The sequence below is a fragment of the Ekhidna sp. genome (assembly GCF_039940915.1).
Lineage (GTDB): Bacteria > Bacteroidota > Bacteroidia > Cytophagales > Cyclobacteriaceae > Ekhidna.
Genome location: NZ_JBDVFO010000003.1, coordinates 1,070,427 through 1,094,655, shown reverse-complemented (window position 1 = coordinate 1,094,655; position 24,229 = coordinate 1,070,427). Strand labels below are relative to the sequence as shown.

23 protein-coding genes and 1 tRNA gene are annotated in these 24,229 nt (G+C 39.0%); 14 read left to right on the top strand and 10 right to left on the bottom strand.

From position 1 onward, the window contains the following. Positions 1-35: 35 nt before the first annotated feature. The gene (locus tag ABJF57_RS19810) at positions 36-2,093 is read right to left on the bottom strand and encodes a carboxy terminal-processing peptidase (protein WP_462235161.1); all 2,058 of its coding nucleotides are present in this window, start codon (positions 2,091-2,093) and stop codon (positions 36-38) included. A gap of 278 nt (positions 2,094-2,371) precedes the next feature. On the opposite strand from ABJF57_RS19810, the gene ABJF57_RS19805 reads away from it, so the two are divergent. Together ABJF57_RS19805 and ABJF57_RS19800 are read left to right on the top strand one after the other, a co-directional pair. Beyond that, positions 2,372-2,602, top strand: a complete 231-nt coding sequence (locus ABJF57_RS19805; RefSeq protein WP_462235163.1) for a hypothetical protein — start codon at positions 2,372-2,374, stop codon at positions 2,600-2,602. Between the two features lie 88 nt (positions 2,603-2,690). After that, positions 2,691-3,083: a VOC family protein gene (locus ABJF57_RS19800; RefSeq protein ID WP_462235165.1), complete on the top strand. Its 393-nt coding sequence runs from the start codon at positions 2,691-2,693 to the stop codon at positions 3,081-3,083. A gap of 6 nt (positions 3,084-3,089) precedes the next feature. On the opposite strand, the gene ABJF57_RS19795 is transcribed toward ABJF57_RS19800, so the two are convergent. Beyond that, positions 3,090-3,428, bottom strand: a complete 339-nt coding sequence (locus ABJF57_RS19795) for a hypothetical protein (RefSeq protein ID WP_462235167.1) — start codon at positions 3,426-3,428, stop codon at positions 3,090-3,092. Beyond that, positions 3,425-3,970 carry an RNA polymerase sigma factor gene (locus tag ABJF57_RS19790; RefSeq protein ID WP_462235169.1) on the bottom strand — a complete coding sequence of 182 codons (546 nt, stop codon included), beginning with the start codon at positions 3,968-3,970 and terminating at the stop codon, positions 3,425-3,427. The genes ABJF57_RS19795 and ABJF57_RS19790 overlap by 4 nt, the downstream gene beginning before the upstream one ends. Before the next feature lie 126 nt (positions 3,971-4,096). On the opposite strand from ABJF57_RS19790, the gene ABJF57_RS19785 reads away from it, so the two are divergent. From ABJF57_RS19785 to ABJF57_RS19750, 8 genes are all read left to right on the top strand, one after another. Next, positions 4,097-4,429, top strand: coding sequence for a DUF6249 domain-containing protein (locus tag ABJF57_RS19785; RefSeq protein ID WP_462235171.1), 333 nt, complete (start codon positions 4,097-4,099; stop codon positions 4,427-4,429). A 372-nt stretch (positions 4,430-4,801) separates the two neighbouring features. Beyond that, the gene (gene fbaA / locus ABJF57_RS19780) at positions 4,802-5,866 is read left to right on the top strand and encodes a class II fructose-bisphosphate aldolase (RefSeq protein ID WP_462235173.1); all 1,065 of its coding nucleotides are present in this window, start codon (positions 4,802-4,804) and stop codon (positions 5,864-5,866) included. Between the two features lie 4 nt (positions 5,867-5,870). Continuing rightward, a complete protein-coding gene (locus tag ABJF57_RS19775; RefSeq protein ID WP_462235174.1) occupies positions 5,871-6,761 on the top strand; it encodes a 3-hydroxybutyryl-CoA dehydrogenase in 891 nt (296 codons plus the stop codon). A 128-nt stretch (positions 6,762-6,889) separates the two neighbouring features. After that, positions 6,890-9,058: a S9 family peptidase gene (locus ABJF57_RS19770; RefSeq protein ID WP_462235176.1), complete on the top strand. Its 2,169-nt coding sequence runs from the start codon at positions 6,890-6,892 to the stop codon at positions 9,056-9,058. A 343-nt stretch (positions 9,059-9,401) separates the two neighbouring features. Beyond that, positions 9,402-9,986: a DUF4389 domain-containing protein gene (locus ABJF57_RS19765; protein WP_462235177.1), complete on the top strand. Its 585-nt coding sequence runs from the start codon at positions 9,402-9,404 to the stop codon at positions 9,984-9,986. Beyond that, positions 9,983-10,468 (top strand): DUF4870 domain-containing protein, encoded by a 486-nt coding sequence (locus ABJF57_RS19760; protein WP_462235179.1) that lies wholly within the window; start codon positions 9,983-9,985, stop codon positions 10,466-10,468. The genes ABJF57_RS19765 and ABJF57_RS19760 overlap by 4 nt, the downstream gene beginning before the upstream one ends. Further along, positions 10,465-11,250, top strand: coding sequence for a M48 family metallopeptidase (locus tag ABJF57_RS19755; RefSeq protein WP_462235181.1), 786 nt, complete (start codon positions 10,465-10,467; stop codon positions 11,248-11,250). The genes ABJF57_RS19760 and ABJF57_RS19755 overlap by 4 nt, the downstream gene beginning before the upstream one ends. A gap of 85 nt (positions 11,251-11,335) precedes the next feature. Beyond that, positions 11,336-13,750: an ABC transporter permease gene (locus ABJF57_RS19750; protein WP_462235182.1), complete on the top strand. Its 2,415-nt coding sequence runs from the start codon at positions 11,336-11,338 to the stop codon at positions 13,748-13,750. A 1-nt stretch (position 13,751) separates the two neighbouring features. On the opposite strand, the gene ABJF57_RS19745 is transcribed toward ABJF57_RS19750, so the two are convergent. Both ABJF57_RS19745 and ABJF57_RS19740 read right to left on the bottom strand, forming a co-directional pair. Next, positions 13,752-14,189: a hypothetical protein gene (locus ABJF57_RS19745; RefSeq protein ID WP_462235183.1), complete on the bottom strand. Its 438-nt coding sequence runs from the start codon at positions 14,187-14,189 to the stop codon at positions 13,752-13,754. Positions 14,190-14,557: 368 nt separating this feature from the next. After that, entirely contained in the window at positions 14,558-15,934 is a 1,377-nt protein-coding gene (locus tag ABJF57_RS19740; RefSeq protein ID WP_462235185.1) for a S41 family peptidase, read from the bottom strand. A gap of 209 nt (positions 15,935-16,143) precedes the next feature. On the opposite strand from ABJF57_RS19740, the gene ABJF57_RS19735 reads away from it, so the two are divergent. After that, positions 16,144-17,154, top strand: coding sequence for a sensor histidine kinase (locus ABJF57_RS19735; RefSeq protein ID WP_462235186.1), 1,011 nt, complete (start codon positions 16,144-16,146; stop codon positions 17,152-17,154). Continuing rightward, complete coding sequence (locus tag ABJF57_RS19730) at positions 17,154-17,861, top strand: LytR/AlgR family response regulator transcription factor (RefSeq protein WP_462235188.1); 708 nt, start codon at positions 17,154-17,156, stop codon at positions 17,859-17,861. The genes ABJF57_RS19735 and ABJF57_RS19730 overlap by 1 nt, the downstream gene beginning before the upstream one ends. 270 nt (positions 17,862-18,131) lie before the next feature. Here the strand turns inward: ABJF57_RS19730 and ABJF57_RS19725 are convergent. The 4 genes from ABJF57_RS19725 to ABJF57_RS19710 form a co-directional block, all read right to left on the bottom strand. Further along, a tRNA-Thr gene (locus tag ABJF57_RS19725) sits at positions 18,132-18,205 on the bottom strand. 67 nt (positions 18,206-18,272) lie between these two features. Beyond that, positions 18,273-20,375 carry a DUF349 domain-containing protein gene (locus ABJF57_RS19720; RefSeq protein ID WP_462235190.1) on the bottom strand — a complete coding sequence of 701 codons (2,103 nt, stop codon included), beginning with the start codon at positions 20,373-20,375 and terminating at the stop codon, positions 18,273-18,275. 50 nt (positions 20,376-20,425) lie between these two features. Further along, the gene (locus tag ABJF57_RS19715; RefSeq protein ID WP_462235192.1) at positions 20,426-21,004 is read right to left on the bottom strand and encodes a YqgE/AlgH family protein; all 579 of its coding nucleotides are present in this window, start codon (positions 21,002-21,004) and stop codon (positions 20,426-20,428) included. Further along, the gene (locus ABJF57_RS19710) at positions 21,004-21,588 is read right to left on the bottom strand and encodes a MiaE family protein (protein WP_462235194.1); all 585 of its coding nucleotides are present in this window, start codon (positions 21,586-21,588) and stop codon (positions 21,004-21,006) included. The genes ABJF57_RS19715 and ABJF57_RS19710 overlap by 1 nt, the downstream gene beginning before the upstream one ends. A gap of 67 nt (positions 21,589-21,655) precedes the next feature. On the opposite strand from ABJF57_RS19710, the gene pdxH reads away from it, so the two are divergent. Together pdxH and ABJF57_RS19700 are read left to right on the top strand one after the other, a co-directional pair. Beyond that, complete coding sequence (gene pdxH / locus ABJF57_RS19705) at positions 21,656-22,300, top strand: pyridoxamine 5'-phosphate oxidase (protein ID WP_462235196.1); 645 nt, start codon at positions 21,656-21,658, stop codon at positions 22,298-22,300. Beyond that, the gene (locus tag ABJF57_RS19700; protein ID WP_462235198.1) at positions 22,300-23,487 is read left to right on the top strand and encodes a glycosyltransferase family 2 protein; all 1,188 of its coding nucleotides are present in this window, start codon (positions 22,300-22,302) and stop codon (positions 23,485-23,487) included. The genes pdxH and ABJF57_RS19700 overlap by 1 nt, the downstream gene beginning before the upstream one ends. Before the next feature lie 4 nt (positions 23,488-23,491). On the opposite strand, the gene bshB1 is transcribed toward ABJF57_RS19700, so the two are convergent. After that, positions 23,492-24,208: a bacillithiol biosynthesis deacetylase BshB1 gene (gene bshB1 / locus ABJF57_RS19695; protein ID WP_462235200.1), complete on the bottom strand. Its 717-nt coding sequence runs from the start codon at positions 24,206-24,208 to the stop codon at positions 23,492-23,494. Between the last annotated feature and the right edge of the window lie 21 nt (positions 24,209-24,229).

The following is a 24,229-nucleotide window of genomic DNA, read 5'->3' as shown; positions in this document are numbered from 1 at the left end:
TTATTTTAAAGATGAAGGATTTCGCAAATGGTTGCTCAACCTACCTTGTATTTTTTTATTGCTGCCAGCAATCTCAGTCCTTCTTTTAGGTATGGGTCATTTTTTAGCTTTTCATCTATGGCGTTCTTTTTAGAAACCTCTCCATCGTCAACGCTTGTTGCTAAATCATCATTATCACCTTCATCTGAGTCCGCCTTTCTAGTCTCAAGATTGAGAGATACTGACTTTCGATTTCTGCTCTCCTTTGCTTTCTCAATATCTCTGACAAGTTTTTGCAAATCAGGGTCGCTGTTTAAATCTTCTCTATAAAGAGAATTTAAGTGATCCAAAAGCTCTTCAGAGATCATATTTGTAGGTGTGAAATTTGCACTTGCAATTTCATCCCAAGGAAGTGCATTTTCCCTGCTAGCTTCTCCAAAATCTTCTTGTGAATAAATAGATGGGAAATGTACATCAGGTGCAATTCCTACACGCTGGTTGCTACTGCCCGTCACTCGATAGAACTTAGCCAGCGTCATCTTTATCTGCCCCAGATTCAGCTCTGGATTCCGAATGTATCTACTTAAGTCTATAACGTTCTGAACCGTTCCTTTACCAAAGGTGCTTTCTCCGATGATCACTCCACGGCGATAATCCTGGATAGCGCCAGAGAAAATTTCTGAAGCTGAAGCGCTCCCACGATTCACCAAAACAGCCAAGGAACCGTCATAGAAGACTTCCCCTCCATCTTCATCGTCCATTTTATCAACAGACGCATCATAATTTCTAACCTGAACCATCGTACCATCAGGAATGAAAAGTCCACTGAGTTCTATGGCTTCTTGTAAAGAACCTCCACCATTGAAACGCAAATCGATCATCAATCCATCCATTCCTTGTTCCTCGAGTTCAGTTATCAGTTTCTTCACATCCCTAGTTGTGCTTCGATAATCTTCTTTTCCTGCTCTCAGCTCTTCAAAGTTTAAGTAGAAACTAGGTACAGTAATCACCCCAAGGTTATACGTGGTATTTCCTTCTGTAATTGGAATCATCTCTGCCTTGGCAGCTTGCTGTTCCAAATTAATCTTATCTCTTACCAATCTTAAAGTATCTGGAAGTGCATTGATTCCTTCACTAGCTTTTAATATTTGAAGCCTTACGATTGAGCCTTTTGATCCACGAATCTTGGAAACGACATCATCCAGTCGCCAGCCAATTACATCTATGAATTCACCCTCATCTCCTTGAGCTACTCCGATAATTCTGTCATCTTTTTGAAGACGCTTGCTCTTGTAAGCTGGACCTCCTGGAATAATTTCAGCCACCTGTGTGTAATCAAGATTTTGCATCAGCCGTGCACCTATCCCTTCTAAAGAAAGGTTCATGTCTATCTGGAAATTTTCAGCGTCCGGTGGTGAGAAATAATCTGTATGTGGATCGTATGCGTTGGTGTATGCATTCATATAACTCTGAAATACATCCTCGCTATTGTATTGATAGATGGCTTTTTGTACCCGCTTATATCTCTTGGTTAAGCTTTCAGAAATATCCTCCCATTCTCTACCCGTCAGTTTGTAATTAAGAGCGGCATTCTTAATGATTTTTCTCCAGATTTCATTCTGCTCTTCTTGAGTGGCAGGCCAGTTGGCTTTCTCGCGATCAAAAACATAAATCTCTTCTTTTGAAAAATCAAATTCTGTTTGGAGTATGGTGAAAACATAGTCAATTTGGTCGAGCGCGCGTTCTCGATAAATGTCAAAAACATCGTAGGCAAATTGCAATTCACCTGCTGGTATTTGATCATCTAGCTCATACCTGTATTTCTCAAACTTAGCTATGTCAGAATCGAAGAAATATGCTTTATTAGGATCCAATGATTCAAAGTAGTTGTCAAAAATCACAGAGGATATGGAGTCAGAAAGAGAAAGCTTTCGATAATGAATTCGCTTTAGCAAATTGGTTATTACATATGCCTCACTTGGATGTTCTTCTTTGGGCTTTAAAACTTTTAGGGTATCTCCTTCTAAAAAGGATTGAATATCATTTCCATATTCTGTAGAAACTCCAAAGGAGGTAAGAATGACAAACCCGGCAATCAACAACAGCTTATTCATATATGTATATTTAGACCTTACTTCACTTCTTCAACGCAATGATGAAAAAATTGATTTTAAAAATAGTTGATTTTTTGTGAGCGGTATCCATTAAAAGATTAAACCACTATTTTTAAAGCTAAATGAAGCATTTATTCAAATATGCACTCACGCCGAATATTCATTTTTTGATTCTTTTATCGCTTTCAGTTTATTGGACGATAAAATGGACATATATCAGGGGCTAGTGCATATTAGGAATTGCGGCAGTTGATATAGAATTTCAAATTAAAGCAATCATGAAAAAGAACATTCTTATTGTTATCCTAACACTAGTAGCTATATTTTTCCTACTCTATTCCTTTATAAAAGCTGACGAAGCTGAAAAATCGGCAATTGAGGCACAGGTAGAAAGAGAGAGAGCTGTAGAGCTTCAAAATATGGCAACCGAAGCAGCAGCTGAAGCCCAGAGGCAAACCGCACTTGCCGTTAAGTTGGCTGTAGAGCTTAAGGATTGTCAAGCTAGATAACTCATCCTTTCAGGTGATTTTCGTTTTCTGTTTTCGACGGTTCCGTTTTCTTGTTTTATTTGATCATTCATCATAAAACTAGAATCATATGAAAAAGCGAGTTACAGGCATTGGTGGTATTTTCTTTAAAACAGAAGATCCTGAAAAAATGAAAGACTGGTACCGATCACATTTAGGCATAGCGTCTGATCAATACGGTGGGTTATTCAAATGGAGGGATTTGGAAGACAAAAATCAAGTATGTACTACTGCTTGGAGTCCTTTTAGCAAAGACACTACATATTTCGGTCCGAGTCAGAAGGAATACATGTTCAACTACAGAGTAGAAAACCTGATAGAATTACTGGATCAACTTAGAAAAGAAGGAGTTGAGGTTGTAGGAGAAGTCGAAGAGTTTGAGTACGGTAAGTTTGGTTGGATAATGGATCCTGAAGGCCGCAAGATAGAACTTTGGGAACCCATAGATGCTCCCTTTTTATAGGTGTTGCTAAATCAGCAACTTGTTCTTCACAAAACGTTTATCCAGAAATTGTACCAGGGTAACAAGTACGCCAATTAAAACCGCCAGAGGAACAAGGCCGGATACACTTTGATTCATTTTACCAAACTGTTCGAAGATTGTGGGTAAAAAATAAGCGATGGTGGCAAATCCAAAACCAAAAATCGTGAGTATCCCAATAGCCATCCAGAAGTATAACCTCTTCTGGCTAGCTTTTTCCTGCTTTTTGATTATCTGAACAACCCGGTCTTTGAAGTCCTTTCGAAGCATAAAGGCTGGTTCTGATTTTAAAGCTTCATCTATTATTTTTTCAATGTCCTGTTTCATATCAATGCTATTTCCTTAACTGCGTGTTCTTCTACGATTTTTTTTAACTTAACTCGTGCTCGATGAATGTAATTTTTTACGGTGCCTTCAGGCATATTAGTTATCTCCATTATCTCTGGGTAGCTAAATCCATCCAAATAAAACAATGTCAATACTGACTTATAACTTACAGGTAGCTGATCCACAAGCTTAAGAATAAACTGTTTCATATCCTCTTGCTCTGTTATTTCAACATTTTCTCCGATTTTGAAGGCAACTTCATCCAGCTCAACAACATCTAATTTTTTCTTCTTCGCAAAATTAACTGCCATTCGGTAAGCGATGGTTGCAATCCAGGTCGACAATTTCGAATCAAAGTTGAAGCCACTAAGCTTACTTATCACTTTCACAAAAACGTCTTGACATAATTCTTCTCTATCCATATCGTCACTGACCACACGAGCGACCATATGAATAACCAGTCGTTCGTATTTACTAATGAGTAGACGAATCGCAGAATCACTTCCACTTAATATCTGACTTACAAGTTGTTTTTCATCCATCGATATTAATTAGTCAGCCATCTAGGCTTAAATGTTGCATAAAAAAAATTTTTTTTCAAGGTGCAACATTTAAGAATATAGCTCCTGTCTAAAGGAGCAAGATGTTAAACTAAAAATTAAACAATTATGGACGAATTAATTCCTATAGTAGCCATTATATCGGTATTCGGATCGGTTATTCTTTTCGTAACAATTCTCACAAACTATTCACTTAAAAAGAAACTAATAGATAAGGATATGGTAAATAATGACACAACAAACCTGTTTACTAAAAAAGACAGTAGACAAAATGCATTAAAATGGGGTCTCATTGTTCTCTTTGGAGGTCTTGGCCTAATCGTAATCGACTCAATGGGATTAGATAATGATGACGCAATGCCTTATGGTATTGAAGCAGTAAGCATTGCCATTGGATTTTTGATCTACTATGCAATGATGAAAAAGGAAATGGAAGACTAATGGATCGGGCGCAACTCGAAGGTCGAAAAACTCAAAATCAATGTGTTGCGCCTTTTTTTCATCTCCAATTCTCTTCATTTCATCTACAATTCATCATTTTTCGAACACCCTATTAAACCTTTATAGCATAGTGTGTGTCTAAGGGGTCATGAAGTGGAAAATCCTAATCAAACTTCTTATTATAACCATCCTATTTGCGGTGGCCACTTACAACTGGAATAAAGAATCACAGCTCATAGATTCTGATCCAAAGGTTGATCCTTCTTCTATTCAGCAAGCTTTAAATCAGGCTTAAACAAGCGTTTTCATTCCATTCCTAGAAGTTATATTTGCAGAACAAAATTCTGTTAATAACTCTCAAATCCTTATACAATGAAATTTAGACCTGGTGTATTGACCGGACAGGAGGTTACAGACCTTCTTAACTATGCCAATGAAAACGACTTTGCACTTCCTGCTGTTAATGTAACAAGTTCTAGCACAGTAAATGCCGTTTTAGAAGCCGCAAGAGATATTAATTCTCCAGTTATGATCCAATTCTCCAACGGCGGTGCCGCATTCATGGCTGGGAAAGGGCTTTCCAATGACGGACAGGCAGCAGCCATCGCAGGTGGTGTGTCAGGCGCTCACCATGTACACCAAATGGCAGAAGCATATGGTGTTTCGGTCATCTTGCACACGGATCATGCAGCAAGAAAGCTATTGCCTTGGATTGATGGCCTTTTGGATGCTGGAGAAAAGCATTTTGAGCAAACAGGTAAGCCTCTTTATTCATCGCATATGCTTGACCTTTCTGAAGAACCTATCGAAGAGAATATTGGCACTTGTGTTGAGTATTTTAAGCGTATGGACAAAATGGGGATGACTCTTGAAATAGAACTTGGCGTGACAGGCGGTGAGGAAGATGGAGTTGATAATTCTGATATAGACAACTCAATGCTATATACTCAGCCTGAGGAAGTTGCTTATGCTTATGAAAAACTAAAAGCCGTGAGCGATAATTTCACGATTGCCGCAGCATTTGGAAATGTTCATGGAGTCTATAAGCCTGGAAATGTAAAACTTACTCCTATCATATTAAAGAACTCTCAAGATCACATTAAGCAGAAGCATAGCACGGGTGAAAATCCCGTTAACTTCGTTTTTCATGGCGGATCCGGATCTTCAAGAGATGAAATAAGAGAAGCAATATCTTATGGTGCAATCAAAATGAATATCGACACCGATCTTCAATGGGCATACTGGGATGGTGTTAGAGCATTTTATCAGAAAAACGAAGGATATCTACAGGGTCAAATTGGGAACCCAGAAGGAGATGATAAGCCAAACAAGAAGTTCTATGACCCGAGAGTATGGATCAGAGGAGCGGAAAAAACGTTTACTGAGCGTTTGAAATTGGCGTTTGAAGATCTGAACTGTATTGGTAAGAACGCATAGCCAAATGAAGAATATATCAGTAATTGGAAGCGGTACTATGGGTAATGGAATCGCCCATGTATTTGCTCAGAGTGGATTCAATGTTTCGCTCATTGACATAAGTGATGTTGCATTAGAAAAAGCGATAGCAACTATTTCAAAAAATCTGGACAGAATGGTTCAGAAAGAAAAGATTACTCAAACAGATAAGGAATCGACACTCAAAAACATTAGCACATTTACCTCAACCGAAGAAGGAGTAAAAAATGCTGATTTGGTTGTTGAGGCTGCTACTGAAAATTTCGATATTAAGAAGAAGATATTTGAGTCAATGGATGCACATGCTCCAAGTGGCGCTATTTTATCTACCAACACTTCCTCCATATCCATTACCAAAATTGCCGCCGCGACTAAGCGACCGGACAAAGTGATCGGTATGCACTTCATGAATCCTGTACCTGTGATGAAACTCATTGAAGTAATCAGAGGGTATGCAACTTCGGATGAAACTACTTCAACAATCATGGAGATGAGTACAAAGCTGGGGAAAGTACCCGTGGAGGTGAATGATTACCCAGGTTTTGTGGCTAACCGAATACTTATGCCCATGATTAATGAGGCAATCATCTCCCTACATGAAGGTGTAGCTGGAGTGGAAGAAATAGATACCGTAATGAAGCTTGGAATGGCGCACCCAATGGGGCCGCTTCACTTAGCCGACTTCATTGGACTTGACGTATGCCTATCCATTATGAACGTACTTTATGAAGGATTTGGCAATCCAAAATATGCTCCGTGTCCTCTATTAGTAAATATGGTGACAGCAGGCTACCTTGGCGCAAAGACTGGTGAAGGATTTTACAAATACACGCCTGGTTCTAAGGAACTTGCAGTGAGTGAAATGTTTACCAAGTGAAAACAACTTTCAAATAAGATTTAAGGCAGGCACAAACCTGCCTTTTTTATTGATACCGATCATATAAACGAATTAGGAAATTATTGATTGTTTAGGCAACTTTCCAATCTTAAAAACTTAATTCGGAAATGAAATATATCCAATCAATTGCATTGCTTACAGGAGTAATTCTCTTAGGAGCGTGTACCAATCAAACAACAGAAAAAAAACCTATGAGACCTGATGCACCCGTTGCAGCTAAGGCTGATACAATTTTGAAAGAACATGGACAAACAAGAGTAGATCCTTACTTTTGGATGCGCCTATCCGATGAGCAAAAAAGAGCTGAAAACCCAGACAATCACACAACGGAAGTTCTCAACTATTTGAATGCGGAAAATGATTACACCTCAGCGGTAATGTCGCATACGGTAGACCTGCAAGAAAAGCTTTATGATGAGATTGTTGGTCGAATTAAGCAAACTGATGAGTCAGTACCGTACCTATCAAATGAATATTGGTATTATACCCGATATGAAGAAGGTGGGGAATACCCTATTTATTGCCGAAAGAAAGGAACATTAGATGCGAATGAAGAAATACTACTCAATGTCAATGAAATGGCTGAGGGGTACGACTACTATGCTGCGGGGGGATTAAACGTGAGTCCCGACAATAAAATTCTCGCTTTCGCCGAGGATACTTTAAGTAGAAGGATTTACACGCTGCGATTTAAAAATTTAGAGACAGGTGAAATGATTGAAGATCAAATTGCCAACACCACTGGTGGGGGCGCTTGGGCCAACGATAACAAGACCTTCTTCTATACTGCTAAAAATAAGGTGTCTCTGCTCTCAGAAAAGATCTACCGACATGAGCTTGGAACTCAGTCAGAAGCAGATGTGATGGTGTATCATGAAAAAGACCCTTCCTATTATATCGGTGTATATAAATCTAAGTCTGATGATTACATCATTATTTACAATAGCAGTACACTCATTAGTGATTATCATGTATTAGATGCCAATAACCCGAGAGGCGATTTTCAACAATTTATACCGAGAGATGAAAAGGCGCATGAGTATAGTATTGCTCATTTTGAAGATAAATTCTACATAGTCACGAATTGGGACGCAACGAATTTCCGTTTGATGGAAACTCCCGCAAATGCAACCGGAAAAGAAAATTGGAAAGAAGTAATCGCCCACAGAAAAGATGTACTGCTCGAAGGCATCGAATTATTCAATGATTACATGGTTGTTGATGAACGTCAGAATGGGTTGAGTAATCTTAGAATCATCAATCAAACTTCGGGGGATGAACACTATCTTGACTTTGGAGAACCAGCCTACAATGCCTATACCTCCGTCAATGCTGAATTCAATACCAACATTCTCAGATTTGGATACACGTCAATGACAACTCCTAACTCTACGTTTGATTATAACATGGAGACAAAGGAAAAAACGCTCATGAAGCAACAAGAAGTTGTAGGCGGTCATAACCCTGATGATTACGTTACAGAGAGACTTTGGGCAACAGTGCGGGATGGAGAAAAAGTGCCAATCTCAATCGTCTATAAGAAAGGGTTTAAAAAAGATGGAAATAGTCCTGTCCTACAGTATGGATATGGATCTTATGGCGCAACCATTGATGCAAGCTTCAGTTCAGTGCGACTGAGTCTTTTAGATCGCGGATTTGCATTTGCCATTGCTCATATTCGAGGAGGACAGTTGATGGGACGGCAATGGTACGAGGATGGCAAAATGTTCAAGAAGATGAACACATTCAATGATTTCATTGATTGCTCAAAATTTCTCATTGAGGAAAAATATACATCAGCAGAGCATCTCTATGCTCAGGGAGGAAGTGCTGGAGGCCTATTGATGGGAGCCGTTGTAAATCTTGCTCCAGAACTATACAATGGTGTGGTGGCAGCTGTCCCTTTCGTTGATGTGGTTTCAACCATGTGGGATGAAACCATACCATTGACTACCAATGAGTTTGACGAATGGGGAAATCCAAAAAATCTTGAATCTTATGAGTACATGATGTCCTATTCACCTTATGATCAGGTTTCGGCGCAAGACTACCCAAACATGTTAGTAACTACCGGCTTATTTGATTCGCAGGTTCAGTATTGGGAGCCCGCCAAATGGGTAGCCAAACTTCGAGACATGAAAACCGATGATAACACGCTGATCTTGGATACAGATATGGAAGCTGGACATGGAGGAGCCTCTGGAAGATTCAAGCGATACAAAACAACTGCGTTACAATACGCTTTCTTGCTCGATCTGGAAGAGATCGGTCAGTAAACCACAAATAGTAAAAGCCTCGAAAATTCGAGGCTTTTACTTTTGGTATCAACCTACATTAGCTATTCTAGTTGAGGATCTTGGGTTGTCAGTCAAAAGCCACAGTCCATGATTTTTTTATTGTCACAACCAAATAGGTATTCGAAGCGTCTATATGATAGAAACCAATTAAATTATCAACACTGTTGACAATTCTATCGCCACACTCATAATACGATTAGGTTAAGCTATTAAGAGTTGATAGAATTAAGCCTCGATTTCTTTCGAGGCTTTTTTAGTTTCAATACTTTCTAATTTTTCTACTATGTCCTTATCTTACAGTCTAACCTAACCATTTTAAATTATGAAATTAGACATTAAGTATCAAGAGCGGTACTCCAGAGGAGAGCTTTTGCTGAGATCCATTTTTGGTCCTATTTATATTGCCCTCCCCCACTTATTCCTTTTGATTTTCGTCTCGCTTTGGGGAGCAATTCTATCCTTCATCTCTTGGTGGATCGTGCTTTTCACTGGAGAGTATCCGCAAAGTTTTTTTGAATTTCAAGAAGGACTTATTCGTTGGAACTTCAGATTAAATGCCCGATTGAATAACCTATGTGATGGTTATCCTCCATTCGGGATTGACGCAAAAGATGAATACGTCACGGTGGAAATACCATACCCTGAAAAACTGAGTAGAGGTGTCCTATTGCTTAGACTTTTCTTTGGGCCAATATATGTGATCTTACCTCATGCATTCTTGCTGATATTTAGATCAATTGCGTCATTAGTGCTGCAATTTCTAGCCTGGTGGGTTGTATTGTTTACTGCAAACTATCCTCAAAGCTGGCATGAATTCAATGTAGGAACCATTCGTTGGTCTACCCGAGTAAATATTTATATGTCATTTATGACAGACGATTACCCGCCATTTTCTGGAAAACCATGAGTGAACAATATCATCCAATCCCTCAACCTGAGGAGTTAACGAATCGTGAAAAAGATGATGCAATGGGGTCATACCTTATGATGTTTGCTTCTGTAGCCGTAGGGCTTCCTTTGCCAATCATCAATCTAATCGCGGCAATAGTTTATTATTTCACAAACAGGTCGAAAGGCCTGTTTGTGCATTTTCACTCCTTGCAATCACTTATTAGTCAATTACCAACAACTATAATCAATGCCATAGGTGTTTTTTGGGCTATTCGTATCTACTTTTTTGACTGGGAATTATCTGACAATTTCAAGGGATATATTATCATGGCATTGATTTTCAATCTTGCCTATTTTGCCTTTAGCATTGTTGGGGCCGTCAAAGCCAAGAAAGGACGCATGTACTACTTCCTCTTCTTTGGAAGATTGTCATATGAAGCTGTCTTTAAGAAAAAAGAATCAGATACCAACAAAATTCAAAACCTTCCTCCTAAATGAAAATTTGGCGTGAGCTACTCATTCTAGTAATAATCTTTGGGCTTATCTGGCTTGCTTTTACTTGGCGACCCCTTAGCATTCCGGGAACGGACCTAAGGCTCAGCAAAGAGCGCGAAAAGGATCTTGCTGAGCTCATCATGGATGATTTACAAGATCAGTATGAATTTTACGATGATTCCGTAACCAGCAAAATACTTGGGCCCATCACACGAAGATTGCTCGACTCTTTGAGTCCTCAGAGATATGAATACAAGTTTCATCTGCTCGACGATAGCCATGAAATCAATGCATTTGCCACCTTGGATGGAAATATTTATGTCTTCTCAGGCCTTTTGAAGTTTGTTGACAATCCAGAACAACTCGCTGGAATTTTAGCACATGAGATTGGGCACCATGAAAATGGAGACCTTGTGGACAGGCTAATGAAAGAGCTTGGCTTAAGCGTGTTGGCCGCTGTTCTTACTGGAGGAGATGCAGTTATGATCTCGGAAATATCCAAGCTTCTCCTCTCATCGGGTTTTGACAGAAAGCAAGAACGCGAAGCTGATGAGTTCGCTTATCAATTAATGGTTAAATCTCAGATAAACCCATCAAGACTCGCTCATTTCTTTACCAAGTTGAAGACAGAAGAAAAGTCCTACCCTGATGATCTAGAAATTATTATGACGCATCCTAATTCCAAAAACAGAATTGAAGGGGCTCTCTCCTACAACCTTCCAGAAGGCTTTGAAGAGCAACCATTTGATTTCGATTGGGAAGAAATTGTAACATCAGTGCTTTAACAAATAGGCATACAACCTTTCTGACTTTGTAACATCCTTTTAGTAATTGTTGTCTAACAGCTTACTAACTCAAAAAAATAAAAGGATGATAAAGAACTACCTAACTATTGCTTTTAGAAATCTTCGGAAGCATAAACTCTTCACCGGGCTAAATATCTTTGGCCTTTCTCTGAGCATGTCGATTTGTCTTGTACTAATCTTACTGGTTTATGATCATTACCAGTACGATAAATTCCACCCGGAGACAGACAAAACCTATAGAATCACCACCTATTACAACGGCCAAGAAGGAACATTTGATGAAGCATATGCCACCTCTTCTTTGCTTTTCAAAAAGCATCTGATAGATAATTACACATTTGTGCAGACAGCTACCAATCTCAACAACAACTTTAGAGGTGAAATCAGGTCGCCGCATAAAATCCTTAACATTGAATCACTATATGCTGACCAGAATTTCTTTGATGTTTTCGGTTTTAAGATGCTCGAAGGAGACCTTAAAACCGCTCTGACTGATCCTTTCAGTGTCGTCTTAAGTTATGAGTTGGCAAGCAAACTTTTTCCAAACCAATCGCCACTGGGACAGACTGTAGATTTTGAAGATCACGGAAGCTATAAAGTGACAGGAGTTCTAGCTGAAGTCAAAGACAATACGCATATCACTTTCGAAGCTCTGGGATCACTAAGCACTGTTCCAGTTCTTGCTGAGAAAGGTGTATTCTCTGATTCCTATGATAGCTGGACGAACATTTGGGACAACTACAATTACCTTGTACTCAATAGTAAAGATGATAGAGTTAAAACCGAACAAATAATCAACGAGATCGCTGAAGCTAACCTTGAAGTATCTGAAAAGCATCCAGGTTGGATTTTTAGATTACAAGCTTTAAATGAAATTGTCCCAGGCAGAACAATGTCCAATGAAATAGGTTTTACATTACCGTGGTTCGTTTTGGCGTTTTTCGGCTTACTCGGCTTGATCGTCTTGATCACGGCTTCCATTAACTATACAAATCTTTCAATAGCAAAATCACTCAGCAGAGCCAAGGAAATTGGAATTCGTAAAGTCAATGGTGCTACGAGACGCCAGATCATCTTTCAATTTTTGACAGAATCAATTTTGACCGCACTTATTTCTTTGGTTATCTCTGTTTTCATCTATCGCTATTTGATCGTGGCATTTAATGAAATATGGATATTTAGTATGATCGGTGTTTCTCTGGAAGACTCCATAGGCACTTATGGATATTTTATTCTTTTCACTGTCATTTTAGGGTTGTTTACTGGAATAGGACCAGCATTGTTTTTATCTAAGCTAAAGGCGATAAATACGTTGAAAGGATCTGCTTCTAAAACCCATTCCAGGAAGCGTTCAATTCTATCATACATCTCCGGAAAACGCACCCTCATTAGCATTCAATTCAGCCTTTCTATTCTTATGCTGGTAACAATCTTGATTTTAAAAAAACAGGCCAATTTTCTTACACAGGCAAAATACGGCTTCAATGAAACAGAAGTATTTTATGTGAACACGCATGATCATGATCCAGCATTGCTAAAGCAACATTACGGCACCATGGCTGGTGTTGAAAACGTCACTTTTACTTCACATCATCCTGCAATCGGTCGATCCAATGGAAATGGTGCCAGATGGAAAGAAGATCAGGAGGAAATAACCTTATACAATTTTAGCGTAGATCCACACTATGTAGATGTAATGGAATTAGAACTTGTAGCGGGTCGTGATTTTTCGAAAGATGTAAACGATCAAAATGAAAAGTTCCTCATCATCAATGAAACTGCGGTTAGCACCTATGGTTTTGAATCTGCGAATGCAGCCATTGGCGAGGTACTAACAATGGACACCCTCTCATTGACAATCATTGGCGTAATGAAGGACTACCATTGGGAGCCTTTAATGAAGTCCATCCGTCCATTGGCTCTCAGGATACAGCCAGAACGATTTGCGTATGTATACCTCAAAATCAAAAGTGATAACCTTGTGAAAGAGGGTAAGCGGTTTGAAGACGCCTGGACTGTCTTTGATCCTGCTCGAGAGTTTGAAGGGGGATTTCTAAACAAGCAGCTAGACCAAGTATATCAGTTTTTTTATGATTTAGGAAACATCCTTACTTACATAGCCATGATCGCACTATCCATTACTGGGCTTGGATTTTTAGGAATGGTTAGCTTCGAGTTAAAGACCAAAATAAAGGAGATAGGTATCCGAAAGGTCCTTGGTGCATCATTTAGATCACTCACCTTTTCAATGTCGAAAGGATTCATCATTATGATATTACTCACTTCAATTTTGACAATCCCACTTGGTTTATGGTTGAATAGTCTATGGGTAAATCAAATGGCATTTCATGCACCCTTAGATGCTTCGGTTGTCATTCCGACAGCTCTAATAATTGTGAGTATAGCTGCTGCTACCATCCTTACGCAAGTCTGGATAAATGCAAGCAAGAATCCGACGGAAACGCTTAGAGCGGAATAGATCATTTAAAAATACATTCGGCATTGGCCTTTGAAATCTCAACGACAGCAATCGGGATTTGCTGATCGCTGAATGTATTTTTCATCGCTTTTATTCGAATAAATACAATGCCAGATTCGGCAATGGCTCGCATATCTTGTTCTGTCATTTGGAATGTGATATTGTAGCTGGTGATCTTGCTTCCAAAGTCATCTATAATCTGAGAAGTCGCCTCTTCTACGGACTGCATTCTTATTACCGATCCGTTTCCTGCTCGCATCACCAATTCACTTCCTTGTGGAATGACAGTGGCTAACTCTCCATAGTCCCCTACTTCCACATTGAACTTAAAATCACTTCCATTTCTAACATAAGAAAAATAATAAAATGGAGTAGGTCCCGTCAAACGAGTCTTTACCGTACGTATGATGTCATCTGTAATAGGGTCTTTCTCATTCACAACATATTTGCAAATTTGGGCTTTGGAATTAAAGCTCAAGAGTATCAGAAGAGTGAGTATACTTATGGATCGTGTTTTCATACCTGTTTTCAATGCAAGATAAAACTACAACAATTTGGAAGTAGCGATCAAGTATTGAACACAAAAAAAACTCTGACAAGCCTATATCAAACCTCTTATTAGAAGGATTATGAATCAGTCAGCACGTTCAATGATCCCTAGAAGGGCGTGATTTAGCGTGTTGAACAAACTCATTTATTGTTACATTCTCAGATTTGTATATTGCTCGTCAGAGCATTGCAAAGTAACATAATACATTGCGAAGAGTCTTAGTTTTAGTTGCTGACTTTAGAATAAACTGAAAAACTCTAATCATCCTTCTTAGAAATCAAAAGCCTATCCACACTATACAATCTTAGTGTTCCTATTGAAAAAGTCTTTTTGTCCCTATCAAAACCTATGCGATAATCGTCCAATCCTTCTAAAAGAAATTCATCCTTAGCAATTGGAATCATCTTCCTCTTTGGTCTATCTGGGTTAGACCGATAGTAATAGAGTACTCCATCTATGAGCAAGATTCTTCTATTTTCATATTTACCAACATATTCCTCTACTTGCTCAGCGTCTAAGATCAGGGGATTTTGAATATCTTTTAGTCTTTTAGATTCCCATTCGAGGGCTTGAGTTACTGATTCTCTCAGTTGGTCTTTGCTTTTCTTTCTTTCTAAATTGAGAAGCTCTTGAACAATACGTTCGCGTGCCACAATCTCTGCTTGACCATAGCTGGCTTGAATGTCTGGTTCAACTCCTACGCCTTCCCAATTGCCAGGTGCATTTGGATGTTTTCCAACGGCGTATGATATGCGCATTATATACTTGTCGTCAACAGGAAAGTCATCTCCTAGATATCCTGCACCGTAGCTATACTCTCCAACAATAGTTGCCCGATTTGAATATTTCAATGCATGAGCTGTGGCCTCTGCAGCCGACGCTGTTCTTGGACTTGTCAAAATGTATAACGGTTTCTCAAGGTATGCTCTACCCTCAACTGATCCCGAATATCCTAACGTTTCCATCATTCCTCCATTGGGAATCCTTGACACTTCTGTGGAGATGTGAGTGTTTGGGGGCAATAAGTAGCTTAAAAAGAATTCCACACCGTCTCCGTAGCCTCCTGGGTTTTCTCTTAAGTCAATTATGAGCGCTTCGGTATCGCCTAAAAACTCAAAACATGCCATGATTTTTTCCGCATACCCTCGAGCATACCGAGGAGGTAAAAAAGTATCAATTCTTAAGTATCCAATGTTGCCTTTCATCACTCTCATTTCTGGCAGTTGGAAATTTTTATAAACTTCTACATTCAATTCAGCATCTATCTCTTCTTGACTTGGCTCACTTGGCGTTCCGGCATTCAGCATTTCAACCAGTCTTGGTGCATACATCACCGATAAGTGTCTGTCGTGAAAATTAGCCAGTAAGTCCTTGGTGATTTCCCTTCCAAGTTCCCTGGCTGTTCTCACATGTTTGTAAGCCCCATTTTTGTGTCTTTCAAGTAAAAAATCATGCATTTTAGCTGCTGAGTCTACGTACAGATATCTTTCTTTTAAAAGCTTACCAATGCTAGCAATTAATGTGTTCTGATCAATTTTTTTGATGCTTTCATCCGGCATCTTCTTTTGAGCTGTGATAGTACCATTCAGCAAAAAGCAAGCAGCTACAATCAACAAAGTGAATTTGTATTTCATATCAATGTATTTATTAGTCCTCCATCAAAAATGTCTGCTGACAAAGACAGATGAAAATTCAATTGATAGATGGCCATGCTGGTTATCTCAACGGCTAAGAATCTCCTTTGGATCAACTAAGACAAAGAATTGGGTCACTCATAAGCTTAAAGGCTTCATTCGTAACAAACACTGACTTTTAGGTTTTAGAATATATAATTTTCAGGTAGATGAAGCGCCTAAACATTCTTATTCACACAGCACTTTGGTTGACCTTAGCATTCTTTATTTTCAGCGCTTTTGGTCAACGTCTGAGAGTCTATGAGTCATCAGAAGTTGATGGTTTGCGATACTACTTGAAGTATGATTATCTAATGCTCCCTGTCATCATTATAGATGTAGGATTGAAAGCCATTATGTTCTATTTGATTATTCATTTTAGCAAAAATGGCACAATTCGATTAAGCATCCGCACGGTCTTTAGCATAACAATGACCTTAATCATCTCATTGGGATTATGGCTCTTATACCAATACACAATAGATGAAACGACCGGGGAGTTAATATTTGATTACATGATGCCATATAGTATAGCATTCCATTTTATCATTCCATTTGTAAGCTTCGGGTTCAGTTCTAATAAATACCGCAAAGAGCTGGAAAAGCACAATATAGAAACTGAGCTACACTTATTGAGATCTCAAATAAATCCTCATTTCTTATTCAATACGCTTAACAATATTTATTCTATTGCAAAACGGAGTAACATTCAAGAGGTACCTGAGAGTATTTCTAAACTTGCGCGAATAATGAGGTACATGACCAATGAAACTTCAAAAAATGAAGTGAGTTTATCCATGGAGATCGAATATTTAAATGATTACGTAGACTTACAAAAAATCAGATTAGTAAATCCATCCAGCGTCAGTGTACAGGTAGACGTAACAAATAAAAACCTTCAGATTGCGCCAATGCTATTCATCCCATTTATAGAGAATGCTTTCAAATTCGGATCAGCATCCAATTTCATTGATATCTCTCTCACAGAAAGTGACGGGAGCATAAACCTAATGGTGAAAAATGGGATAAATAAAATTGATGATATTGAAACTGGTGGATTTGGAATAGAGAATGCGACCAAAAGGCTCAACCTAATCTACCAAAATGTGCATACCCTGGAAATCAACCATGCAAATGAAGTCTTTGGCGTTGAATTAAATTTATACCTTAAAGCTAATTGATGTCAGAGCGGATAATATCTTGTGTTGCAATCGACGATGAGCCAAATGCTTTAGCTCTAATCAACGAGTATATTCAAACAGTTCCCTATCTGAAATTAGAAAGCGCATTTACTAACCCGGTGGAGGCGCTAGCTTTTATTCAATCCACCAGCGTTGATCTCCTTTTCGTGGACATTAATATGCCTCTTTTATCTGGCTTGCAGCTTCTTAAGAGTCTATCAAATCCACCGCTCTGCATTTTAACTACAGCCTATTCAGAATTCGCACTTGAAGGGTTTGAATTAAACGTTGTTGATTATCTGTTAAAGCCAATTGAGTTTGATCGATTTCTGAAAGCTTGCAACAAAGCTTTGAACAGCCATAAGGTGCCGAGTAATAAAGAGCGCAGAAGGGACAAAAAAAGTCTTATAAAATTTAAAAGCGGACAAAAGGTTTATCAGGTAGGTAATGAAGAAATCCTTTTCTTAGAAGCTTCAGGTAATTATCTCATCGTACACACAGACAAGGAAAAAATCATGACGCTAATGAATATGGAAGAAGCAATTAATTTCTTACCAGAAAGTGGGTTTATTCGCGTTCATCGATCCTATATAGTCAATGTTAAGCGCATAAAAAGTGTAGAGAATTACAAGATTCAAATAGATCAACATTTAATATCCATAAGTAAGTCATATAGAAAAGTGTTTATGGAAAAGTTTATGGCATGATAAGCATACACTGAATTTGGCTCATGCCCACTATCCCTCGTCAATCTCCCTCCGGTTCGATTTCAAACCTTCGTTGGTTCTCATCCTTAAAAGGGCATAAAAAAACCCACTCTTTTGAGTGGGTTTTGAGAGCCTCCAGTCGGATTACTCATACACTCAGCCATGCCGCACCGCCCTTCGTGAATCTCCCTACGGTTCGATTTCAAACCTTCATTGGTTCTCATCCTTAAAAGGGCATAAAAAAACCCACTCTTTTGAGTGGGTTTTGAGAGCCTCCAGTCGGATTCGAACCAACGACCCGCGCATTACAAGTGCGCTGCTCTGGCCAGCTGAGCTATGGAGGCCTTTTCAGCGAGGCTGAAAATCGGTTTGCAAAAATAGCAGTGTGTAGCTATTTCGCAAATCTATTTGTCAATTTTGTGAATAAATTACTGCAAGTTGTGATTTTAAGTCCTCCAACTCTTCAATTGCCTTATCAATTCTTTTCTGCATGTCCGCTTTTAGCTTGTCTGCCGTAGGTGAGTTCGCAAAAAACTCCATGTTTGTATTCCAAGTAGAAATGTCATTTTCAAGTGAGGAAATCTTGCGCTTAATAGAATGTTCCTTTCGATTGAGCTTTTGGGCTCCCCCAGGGGAATTTTTCAAACGCCCCATGGAGATATGGTTTCGAAGATCTGATCTATCATCTTCACTGATGGCATCATTATTCAAAAGCTTATCCTTCACTTCATCAAATCGATTCCGAATTTTCTTAATTGTATTCTTGGGTACAAATCCAATGGATGTGTAATTATCAATTAAATCGTAGAGATCATCTAAATTGATTTCATCAGCTGTACATGCTGTTTCTAGCTGATCACATATCTGCAGTTTTAGCTGAAGATTATCCTCATATGCCTGGAATTGTTCCTTGTTTTGGTCTCTGCGTTTATTAAAAAAATGATCACACGCCGTTTTGAATTGTTTATACGTTTCATTTCTAACCTTTTCTGGAACAGGTCCTATATCCTTCCATTGAGCCTGCAAATGCTTGAGTTTGTCTGCTGTGGAATTCCAGTCATCACTGTCTTTAAGCTCATCCGCTTTTGCTATCAGTTCACGCTTCTTCAATAGGTTCTCTTCGCGCTTAGACTCCAGTTCTTTGAAGAATTGATTCTTATTGGAAAAGAACCCCTTAAATGAATTCCAAAAAGCTTTATTTATTTCCTTAGCCTTTTCTCTTGGCACACCTCCAATCGTTTCCCATTGCTTCTGCACCTCCAATAGCTCCTTAGTTTTACCATTCCATTCAGTGATTCGATCAGACTCGAACTTGGTAAACTCAACTACTTGATTGATAATCTCTTGCTTCTTTACAAGATTTGCTTCAAACTCTACTTTCAGGCCATCAAAGTAGTCTTTCCTCTTGGAATAAATTGCATCGGAGGCTGCTTTAAACCTTTGCCAGAGAGGCTCTTGATCTTCTTTTGAAACGGGTCCAATGTGTTTATATTCTTCATGAAACTCATTCAATTGAATAATTGCAGACTTCATGTCTTCCAAGTCATTCAAAGCTTCCGCTTTTTCACAAAGCCCCTCTTTAAGCTTAAAGTTTTTCTTTCTGTCTAAATCCTTCAGTTCAAAATAAATACTCCTATTGTCATAGTATCTATCAAGAAGTGCATTATAATTTGCCCAAAGTGTTTTGTTTTGAGCGCCTGAGACTGGTCCAATCTTTTTCCACTCAGATTGAAGATCGCGGACGGAATTGATGCTATTAGCAGATTCTTCACCGTCTACAATTTCCCTCAGCTCTTCCAGCAAATGCTCCTTCTTTTTAAGGTTGCTTTCTTTTTGATTTTCTAAATCCTTATAGTGTTTATTTCGCCTGGTTCTTAACTGACCATAAAGCGTGAAAAATTCTTTGTCAGACTCATCTCCATGATACTCAAACGAGTCTGCTTCATTTCCTTCGGAAACAAATTTTTGCAAAGCCTCATTTTTAGAAACTTCATACAGCTCATCAAATCGAGGTTTTAGGGCTTTTAATACGCGATCGAGCGATCGAATATTCTCTTCGTTTTTTACCTCTCGAATCTTAGCAATGATTTCTTCTCTGGTAGCATGATCAAAGTCCAATTCCTCTTCATGCTCTTCCTCTTCACTTTGGGTTCCTTCTTGGATATCTTCTGAAGAACTTTCGGTGTCTTCTTCTTTTGAATCGGTGACAGCTGCAACCTCAACCGCAGAGCCTCCTTCGATCGGATCAGCAACTTCAGGCTTAGGCTCCTCCTTTTGACTATCTAAATCTCCCACCGGAGATTCCTCTAATAAAGATTCCTCCCCTTTTTCACCGTCAACCTCATCCCCCTCCTCGGAAACATTCTCTTTAGCACTTTCGCTTAAGTCTTCAACAATCTCTTGACTAGCTTCTGGTTGATTCTCCTTACTTAATTCAGCTTTTTCCTGAACTTCTTCAGGCGTTTCTTTGGTGACATTATCAGAAACGTCCTGCAATTTTTCTGCGTTATCCATTATTGGAACCGGTTACTTTTATCTCTATGACACAAAGCTAACCAAATACCCTAATTCCATCTGGGATCTTTTGGATAGTTTGACATGAGTCGGTATTTCCCACCCATGGTATTTAGACACGCTTTCCATAGGTCTTGGTTGTCCCAGTCAAAAATCATTTCTGGGGTAGCTTGTTTAAGAACAATCCAGGATTTTGCCTTCATTTCATCTATCAGCTGACCAACTTCCCACCCCGAATATCCAATATACAATCGGACATCTTCCGGCTGAATCGCTCTGGTGTTCATCATCACAGACAATTTATTAAAGTCTCCACCCCAATAAACTCCTGAGACTACTTCTTTAGAAGATGTCGCTAATTCGGTTTCGCGATGTAAAAAGTGGAGTGTGTCGTGCTGTACTGGCCCTCCCACAAACAGCTTGGCAGGATAGTTTCCTACTTCATCAATTAAATCTTTGAGACCAACCTGAGCTCTATTGTTAAGAACAAACCCAAACGTTCCGTTCTCATCATGTTCACACAAAAAGATGACTGTTCGCTCAAAATTAGGATCTGGCAAATAAGGCTCTGAAATAAGTAGATCCCCTTTTTCAGGAAGAATCAATTCATCTGATGAGAAAAAATCCATTAATGTAAAGCTGGTCTAATTGGCAGTTCGTCCAATATGACTCCTTCCTTCTTCTTCATTTCTTCTAATCTATCGTATACGTCTTGTTCTTCAAAATAATTAAGAGCCATTCTAACAAAAACCTCGCCATGGCGAGCTTCGGAAGCCCATAGTCTATGATAGAACTGCTTCAGTTCACCTTCTTCCAACCCCTCATACACCATTCTGAACCTCTCTGCACCGCGTGTTTCTACCAAAGAGGCTAAGAGTAGTCGATCCATGAAACGATCTTCTCGACCATCCCTGCAAATTTTCAATAATTTTTGCATATAAATATCTTTCGGAATCTCGTGGTTAAGTTGCAATCCACGGCGTTGCATGATATCATACACATCTCTGAAATGTTCGAGTTCTTCTACAGAGGTATCGATCAACTCAGGAATGATCTCAGTCCGATTAGGATATTTCGCCACTAGACTTAGTGCCATCCCCGAAGCTTTACGTTCACAATCTGCATGATCTTGCAAAAAGGAATCAAAATCTGACATCACAGCTTCTAACCATTCCTTTTTTGAATCTACCGTCAAGTCAATCCTAAACTTCATCGCTTTTTGATTTTAACCTTTTTACCTTCGCTCTAGTTGAGTTTCAAAAGTAAAAGGAAAGCTGAACATGAAAGAAGATATTGCTTCGATTCGCAAAGAATATTCCCGAGCAGAGTTAGATGAGCGTTCGGTGCTAAAAAACCCATTCGAGCAATTTGAAAAATGGTTTCAAGAAGCATTAAACAGTGAGATAATAGAACCAACGGCCATGATTCTGTCGACTGTCAGTGATGAAGGACAACCATTTCAGCGAACCGTGTTGTTAAAGACATTTAATGAGGAGGGTTTTGTTTTCTACACTAACTACGAAAGCAGAAAGGCGATTCATCTAAAAAACAATCCAAAAGTTTCATTGCTATTTCCCTGGTATTCGCTAGAAAGGCAAGTAGCAATTACCGGAACGGTAAAAAAAGTATCTAAAAAAGAATCCTTAAAGTATTTTTTATCCAGACCTGAGGGCAGTCAATTGGGGGCATGGGTTTCCAATCAAAGTAAAGTAATCTCTTCTAGAAGTATACTGGAGACCAAGCTGGCTCAAATGAAGAAAAAATTTAAGGAGGGAAAGATTCCCCTCCCCGATCACTGGGGTGGCTATTGCATAGTGCCAGATTCAATAGAATTCTGGCAAGGAAGAAAAAGTAGACTCCATGATCGAATACTTTTTCAACAGGATCAAAAAGAATCTTGGAACATTAGCCGTCTTGCTCCTTAATGTCGTTATACCTTGAGCGGTATGCTTGGCCGCATGAACTATTTCCTCGCTATCAGCCACCTGATAATCTATCCTTGATTGTGGTGATACCTAGCTTTAAAGAGCCAGATATACTAGGAGCTTTACATGCATTGAATGATTGCAAAGAGCCAACAAACGCTGTTCTATTAATTGTTGTAGTAAATGAATCTGAAAGTGCCTCTTCAGAGGTGAAAAAAGTTAATCAACTTACCATTCAACAATTAGAGAACTATCAAAGCAAGTACCCATTACTGGTAACCCATCAAATTCTTCCCAATAAAAAAGCAGGGGTCGGTTTAGCTAGAAAAATCGGAATGGATGAAGCCATCAGGATTTTCAGAAAAGTAGGTAATGACGGTGCAATTATTTGCTACGATGCAGACTGCAGATGTGATACAAATTATTTGGATGAAATAGAACTAGCTTATTCTGACCCAAGTATGCAAGCAGGAATCATCTTTTATGAGCATCAGCTTCATCGCGATAATCATTCTGCAATTGTAGATTACGAGTTGTATTTGCGCTACTACATTGATGCTTTGCGATTTGCTCGGTTTCCGTATGCACATCAAACACTGGGTTCATGTATCACGGTTCGAGCCTCTATGTATGAGAAAGTTGGAGGAATGAATACTCGTAAAGCAGGAGAGGATTTCTATTTCCTTAATAAAACCATTCCTCACGGAGGGTTTGAAGAAATAAATTCCACAACCATTCGACCGTCGGATCGCGTTTCAGATCGTGTGCCCTTTGGTACAGGTAAAGCCGTAAATGAACTTCTAAATTCAATTGATGAATATGAAGTTTATCATCCAAATACATTTGAAGACTTAAAACTCTTCATTGATAAACTCGACTCGTTTTGGAATGAAGACGACTGGAAGGTTCCAATGTCGGTGAGGACATTTCTGGGTGAGGATTGGGTTGATCAAATTAAAAAACTAAAAAGTCATGTGAGCTCACAGGACGCTTTCAGGAAGCGTTTTCATCAATGGTTCGACGCATTCAAGATTTTGAAATATGTACACTTCTGCCGGGATGAATTTTATCAAAATGTTGAACTGGAAGAAGCGCTGGAATGGTTGAGAACCAAACACTTTTTTCTTAAAGGTAAGAAAGAATCATACCTGGTTCAACTGAGATATTTGGATCGAGGGAAAGCATGAAACATTAAATTAAATCGAACAAGCTCTTCACCCCAATGAAGTGTTTCACTTTAAAGCCCTCCGCATACTCCACTCCTATTCGTTGACCCCACTCCCTTGTACGAGATTCAAGCATATCCATAAATCCTTTTGAACTTATGAATGTTTCTGGCTCTTCACTATTGGGATCATAGAATTGAGACTTAAAGGCGTTAATGGCGTCTCTTCGCTCCTCAATTACGTCAGATATATCAACGAGTAAGTCAGGCTCATGGGCAGTGCTTTGAATAGAGAAATAAAGTTTTTCTGGGCGATATGCTTCCTGAACCTCTCCCTTCCATTTTGTTCCCACTGCTTTCAATCCTGCGATAAAACAGGCTGTCTCAACTAATTGAGCACCCCGGGTATGATCCGGATGTCTATCGTAAATAGAATTTGTTATGACAATTTTTGGTTGAAAATGTCGAATTTGTTCAACGACTTTAAGCTGATTCTCTCTATTGTTTTCAAAAAAGCCATCTGCAATACCCAGGTTTTCTCTCGCTGAAAGCTTCAAAATTTCACCGGCATCTTTGGCTTCTTTCGCTCTTATCTCAGGAGTACCTCTAGTTCCAAGCTCGCCTTTAGTTAAGTCAAGAACTCCTGTTTTATATCCTTTCTTTTGATGCGCTAAAAGCGTCCCTCCAAAAGATAATTCTACATCATCAGGATGAGCAACAATGGCAAGTATATCGAGTTTCATTGGATCATTTTTAAAGTTCTA

Bases quoted from the DNA above. Each gene is read 5' to 3' on its own strand.
- ABJF57_RS19810 (WP_462235161.1), bottom strand. From the start codon at position 2,093: ATGAATAAGCTGTTGTTGATTGCCGGGTTTGTCATTCTTACCTCCTTT.
- ABJF57_RS19805 (WP_462235163.1), top strand. From the start codon at position 2,372: ATGAAAAAGAACATTCTTATTGTTATCCTAACACTAGTAGCTATATTT.
- ABJF57_RS19800 (WP_462235165.1), top strand. From the start codon at position 2,691: ATGAAAAAGCGAGTTACAGGCATTGGTGGTATTTTCTTTAAAACAGAA.
- ABJF57_RS19795 (WP_462235167.1), bottom strand. From the start codon at position 3,428: ATGAAACAGGACATTGAAAAAATAATAGATGAAGCTTTAAAATCAGAA.
- ABJF57_RS19790 (WP_462235169.1), bottom strand. From the start codon at position 3,970: ATGGATGAAAAACAACTTGTAAGTCAGATATTAAGTGGAAGTGATTCT.
- ABJF57_RS19785 (WP_462235171.1), top strand. From the start codon at position 4,097: ATGGACGAATTAATTCCTATAGTAGCCATTATATCGGTATTCGGATCG.
- fbaA (WP_462235173.1), top strand. From the start codon at position 4,802: ATGAAATTTAGACCTGGTGTATTGACCGGACAGGAGGTTACAGACCTT.
- ABJF57_RS19775 (WP_462235174.1), top strand. From the start codon at position 5,871: ATGAAGAATATATCAGTAATTGGAAGCGGTACTATGGGTAATGGAATC.
- ABJF57_RS19770 (WP_462235176.1), top strand. From the start codon at position 6,890: ATGAAATATATCCAATCAATTGCATTGCTTACAGGAGTAATTCTCTTA.
- ABJF57_RS19765 (WP_462235177.1), top strand. From the start codon at position 9,402: ATGAAATTAGACATTAAGTATCAAGAGCGGTACTCCAGAGGAGAGCTT.
- ABJF57_RS19760 (WP_462235179.1), top strand. From the start codon at position 9,983: ATGAGTGAACAATATCATCCAATCCCTCAACCTGAGGAGTTAACGAAT.
- ABJF57_RS19755 (WP_462235181.1), top strand. From the start codon at position 10,465: ATGAAAATTTGGCGTGAGCTACTCATTCTAGTAATAATCTTTGGGCTT.
- ABJF57_RS19750 (WP_462235182.1), top strand. From the start codon at position 11,336: ATGATAAAGAACTACCTAACTATTGCTTTTAGAAATCTTCGGAAGCAT.
- ABJF57_RS19740 (WP_462235185.1), bottom strand. From the start codon at position 15,934: ATGAAATACAAATTCACTTTGTTGATTGTAGCTGCTTGCTTTTTGCTG.
- ABJF57_RS19735 (WP_462235186.1), top strand. From the start codon at position 16,144: ATGAAGCGCCTAAACATTCTTATTCACACAGCACTTTGGTTGACCTTA.
- ABJF57_RS19730 (WP_462235188.1), top strand. From the start codon at position 17,154: ATGTCAGAGCGGATAATATCTTGTGTTGCAATCGACGATGAGCCAAAT.
- ABJF57_RS19720 (WP_462235190.1), bottom strand. From the start codon at position 20,375: ATGGATAACGCAGAAAAATTGCAGGACGTTTCTGATAATGTCACCAAA.
- ABJF57_RS19715 (WP_462235192.1), bottom strand. From the start codon at position 21,004: ATGGATTTTTTCTCATCAGATGAATTGATTCTTCCTGAAAAAGGGGAT.
- ABJF57_RS19710 (WP_462235194.1), bottom strand. From the start codon at position 21,588: ATGAAGTTTAGGATTGACTTGACGGTAGATTCAAAAAAGGAATGGTTA.
- pdxH (WP_462235196.1), top strand. From the start codon at position 21,656: ATGAAAGAAGATATTGCTTCGATTCGCAAAGAATATTCCCGAGCAGAG.
- ABJF57_RS19700 (WP_462235198.1), top strand. From the start codon at position 22,300: ATGTCGTTATACCTTGAGCGGTATGCTTGGCCGCATGAACTATTTCCT.
- bshB1 (WP_462235200.1), bottom strand. From the start codon at position 24,208: ATGAAACTCGATATACTTGCCATTGTTGCTCATCCTGATGATGTAGAA.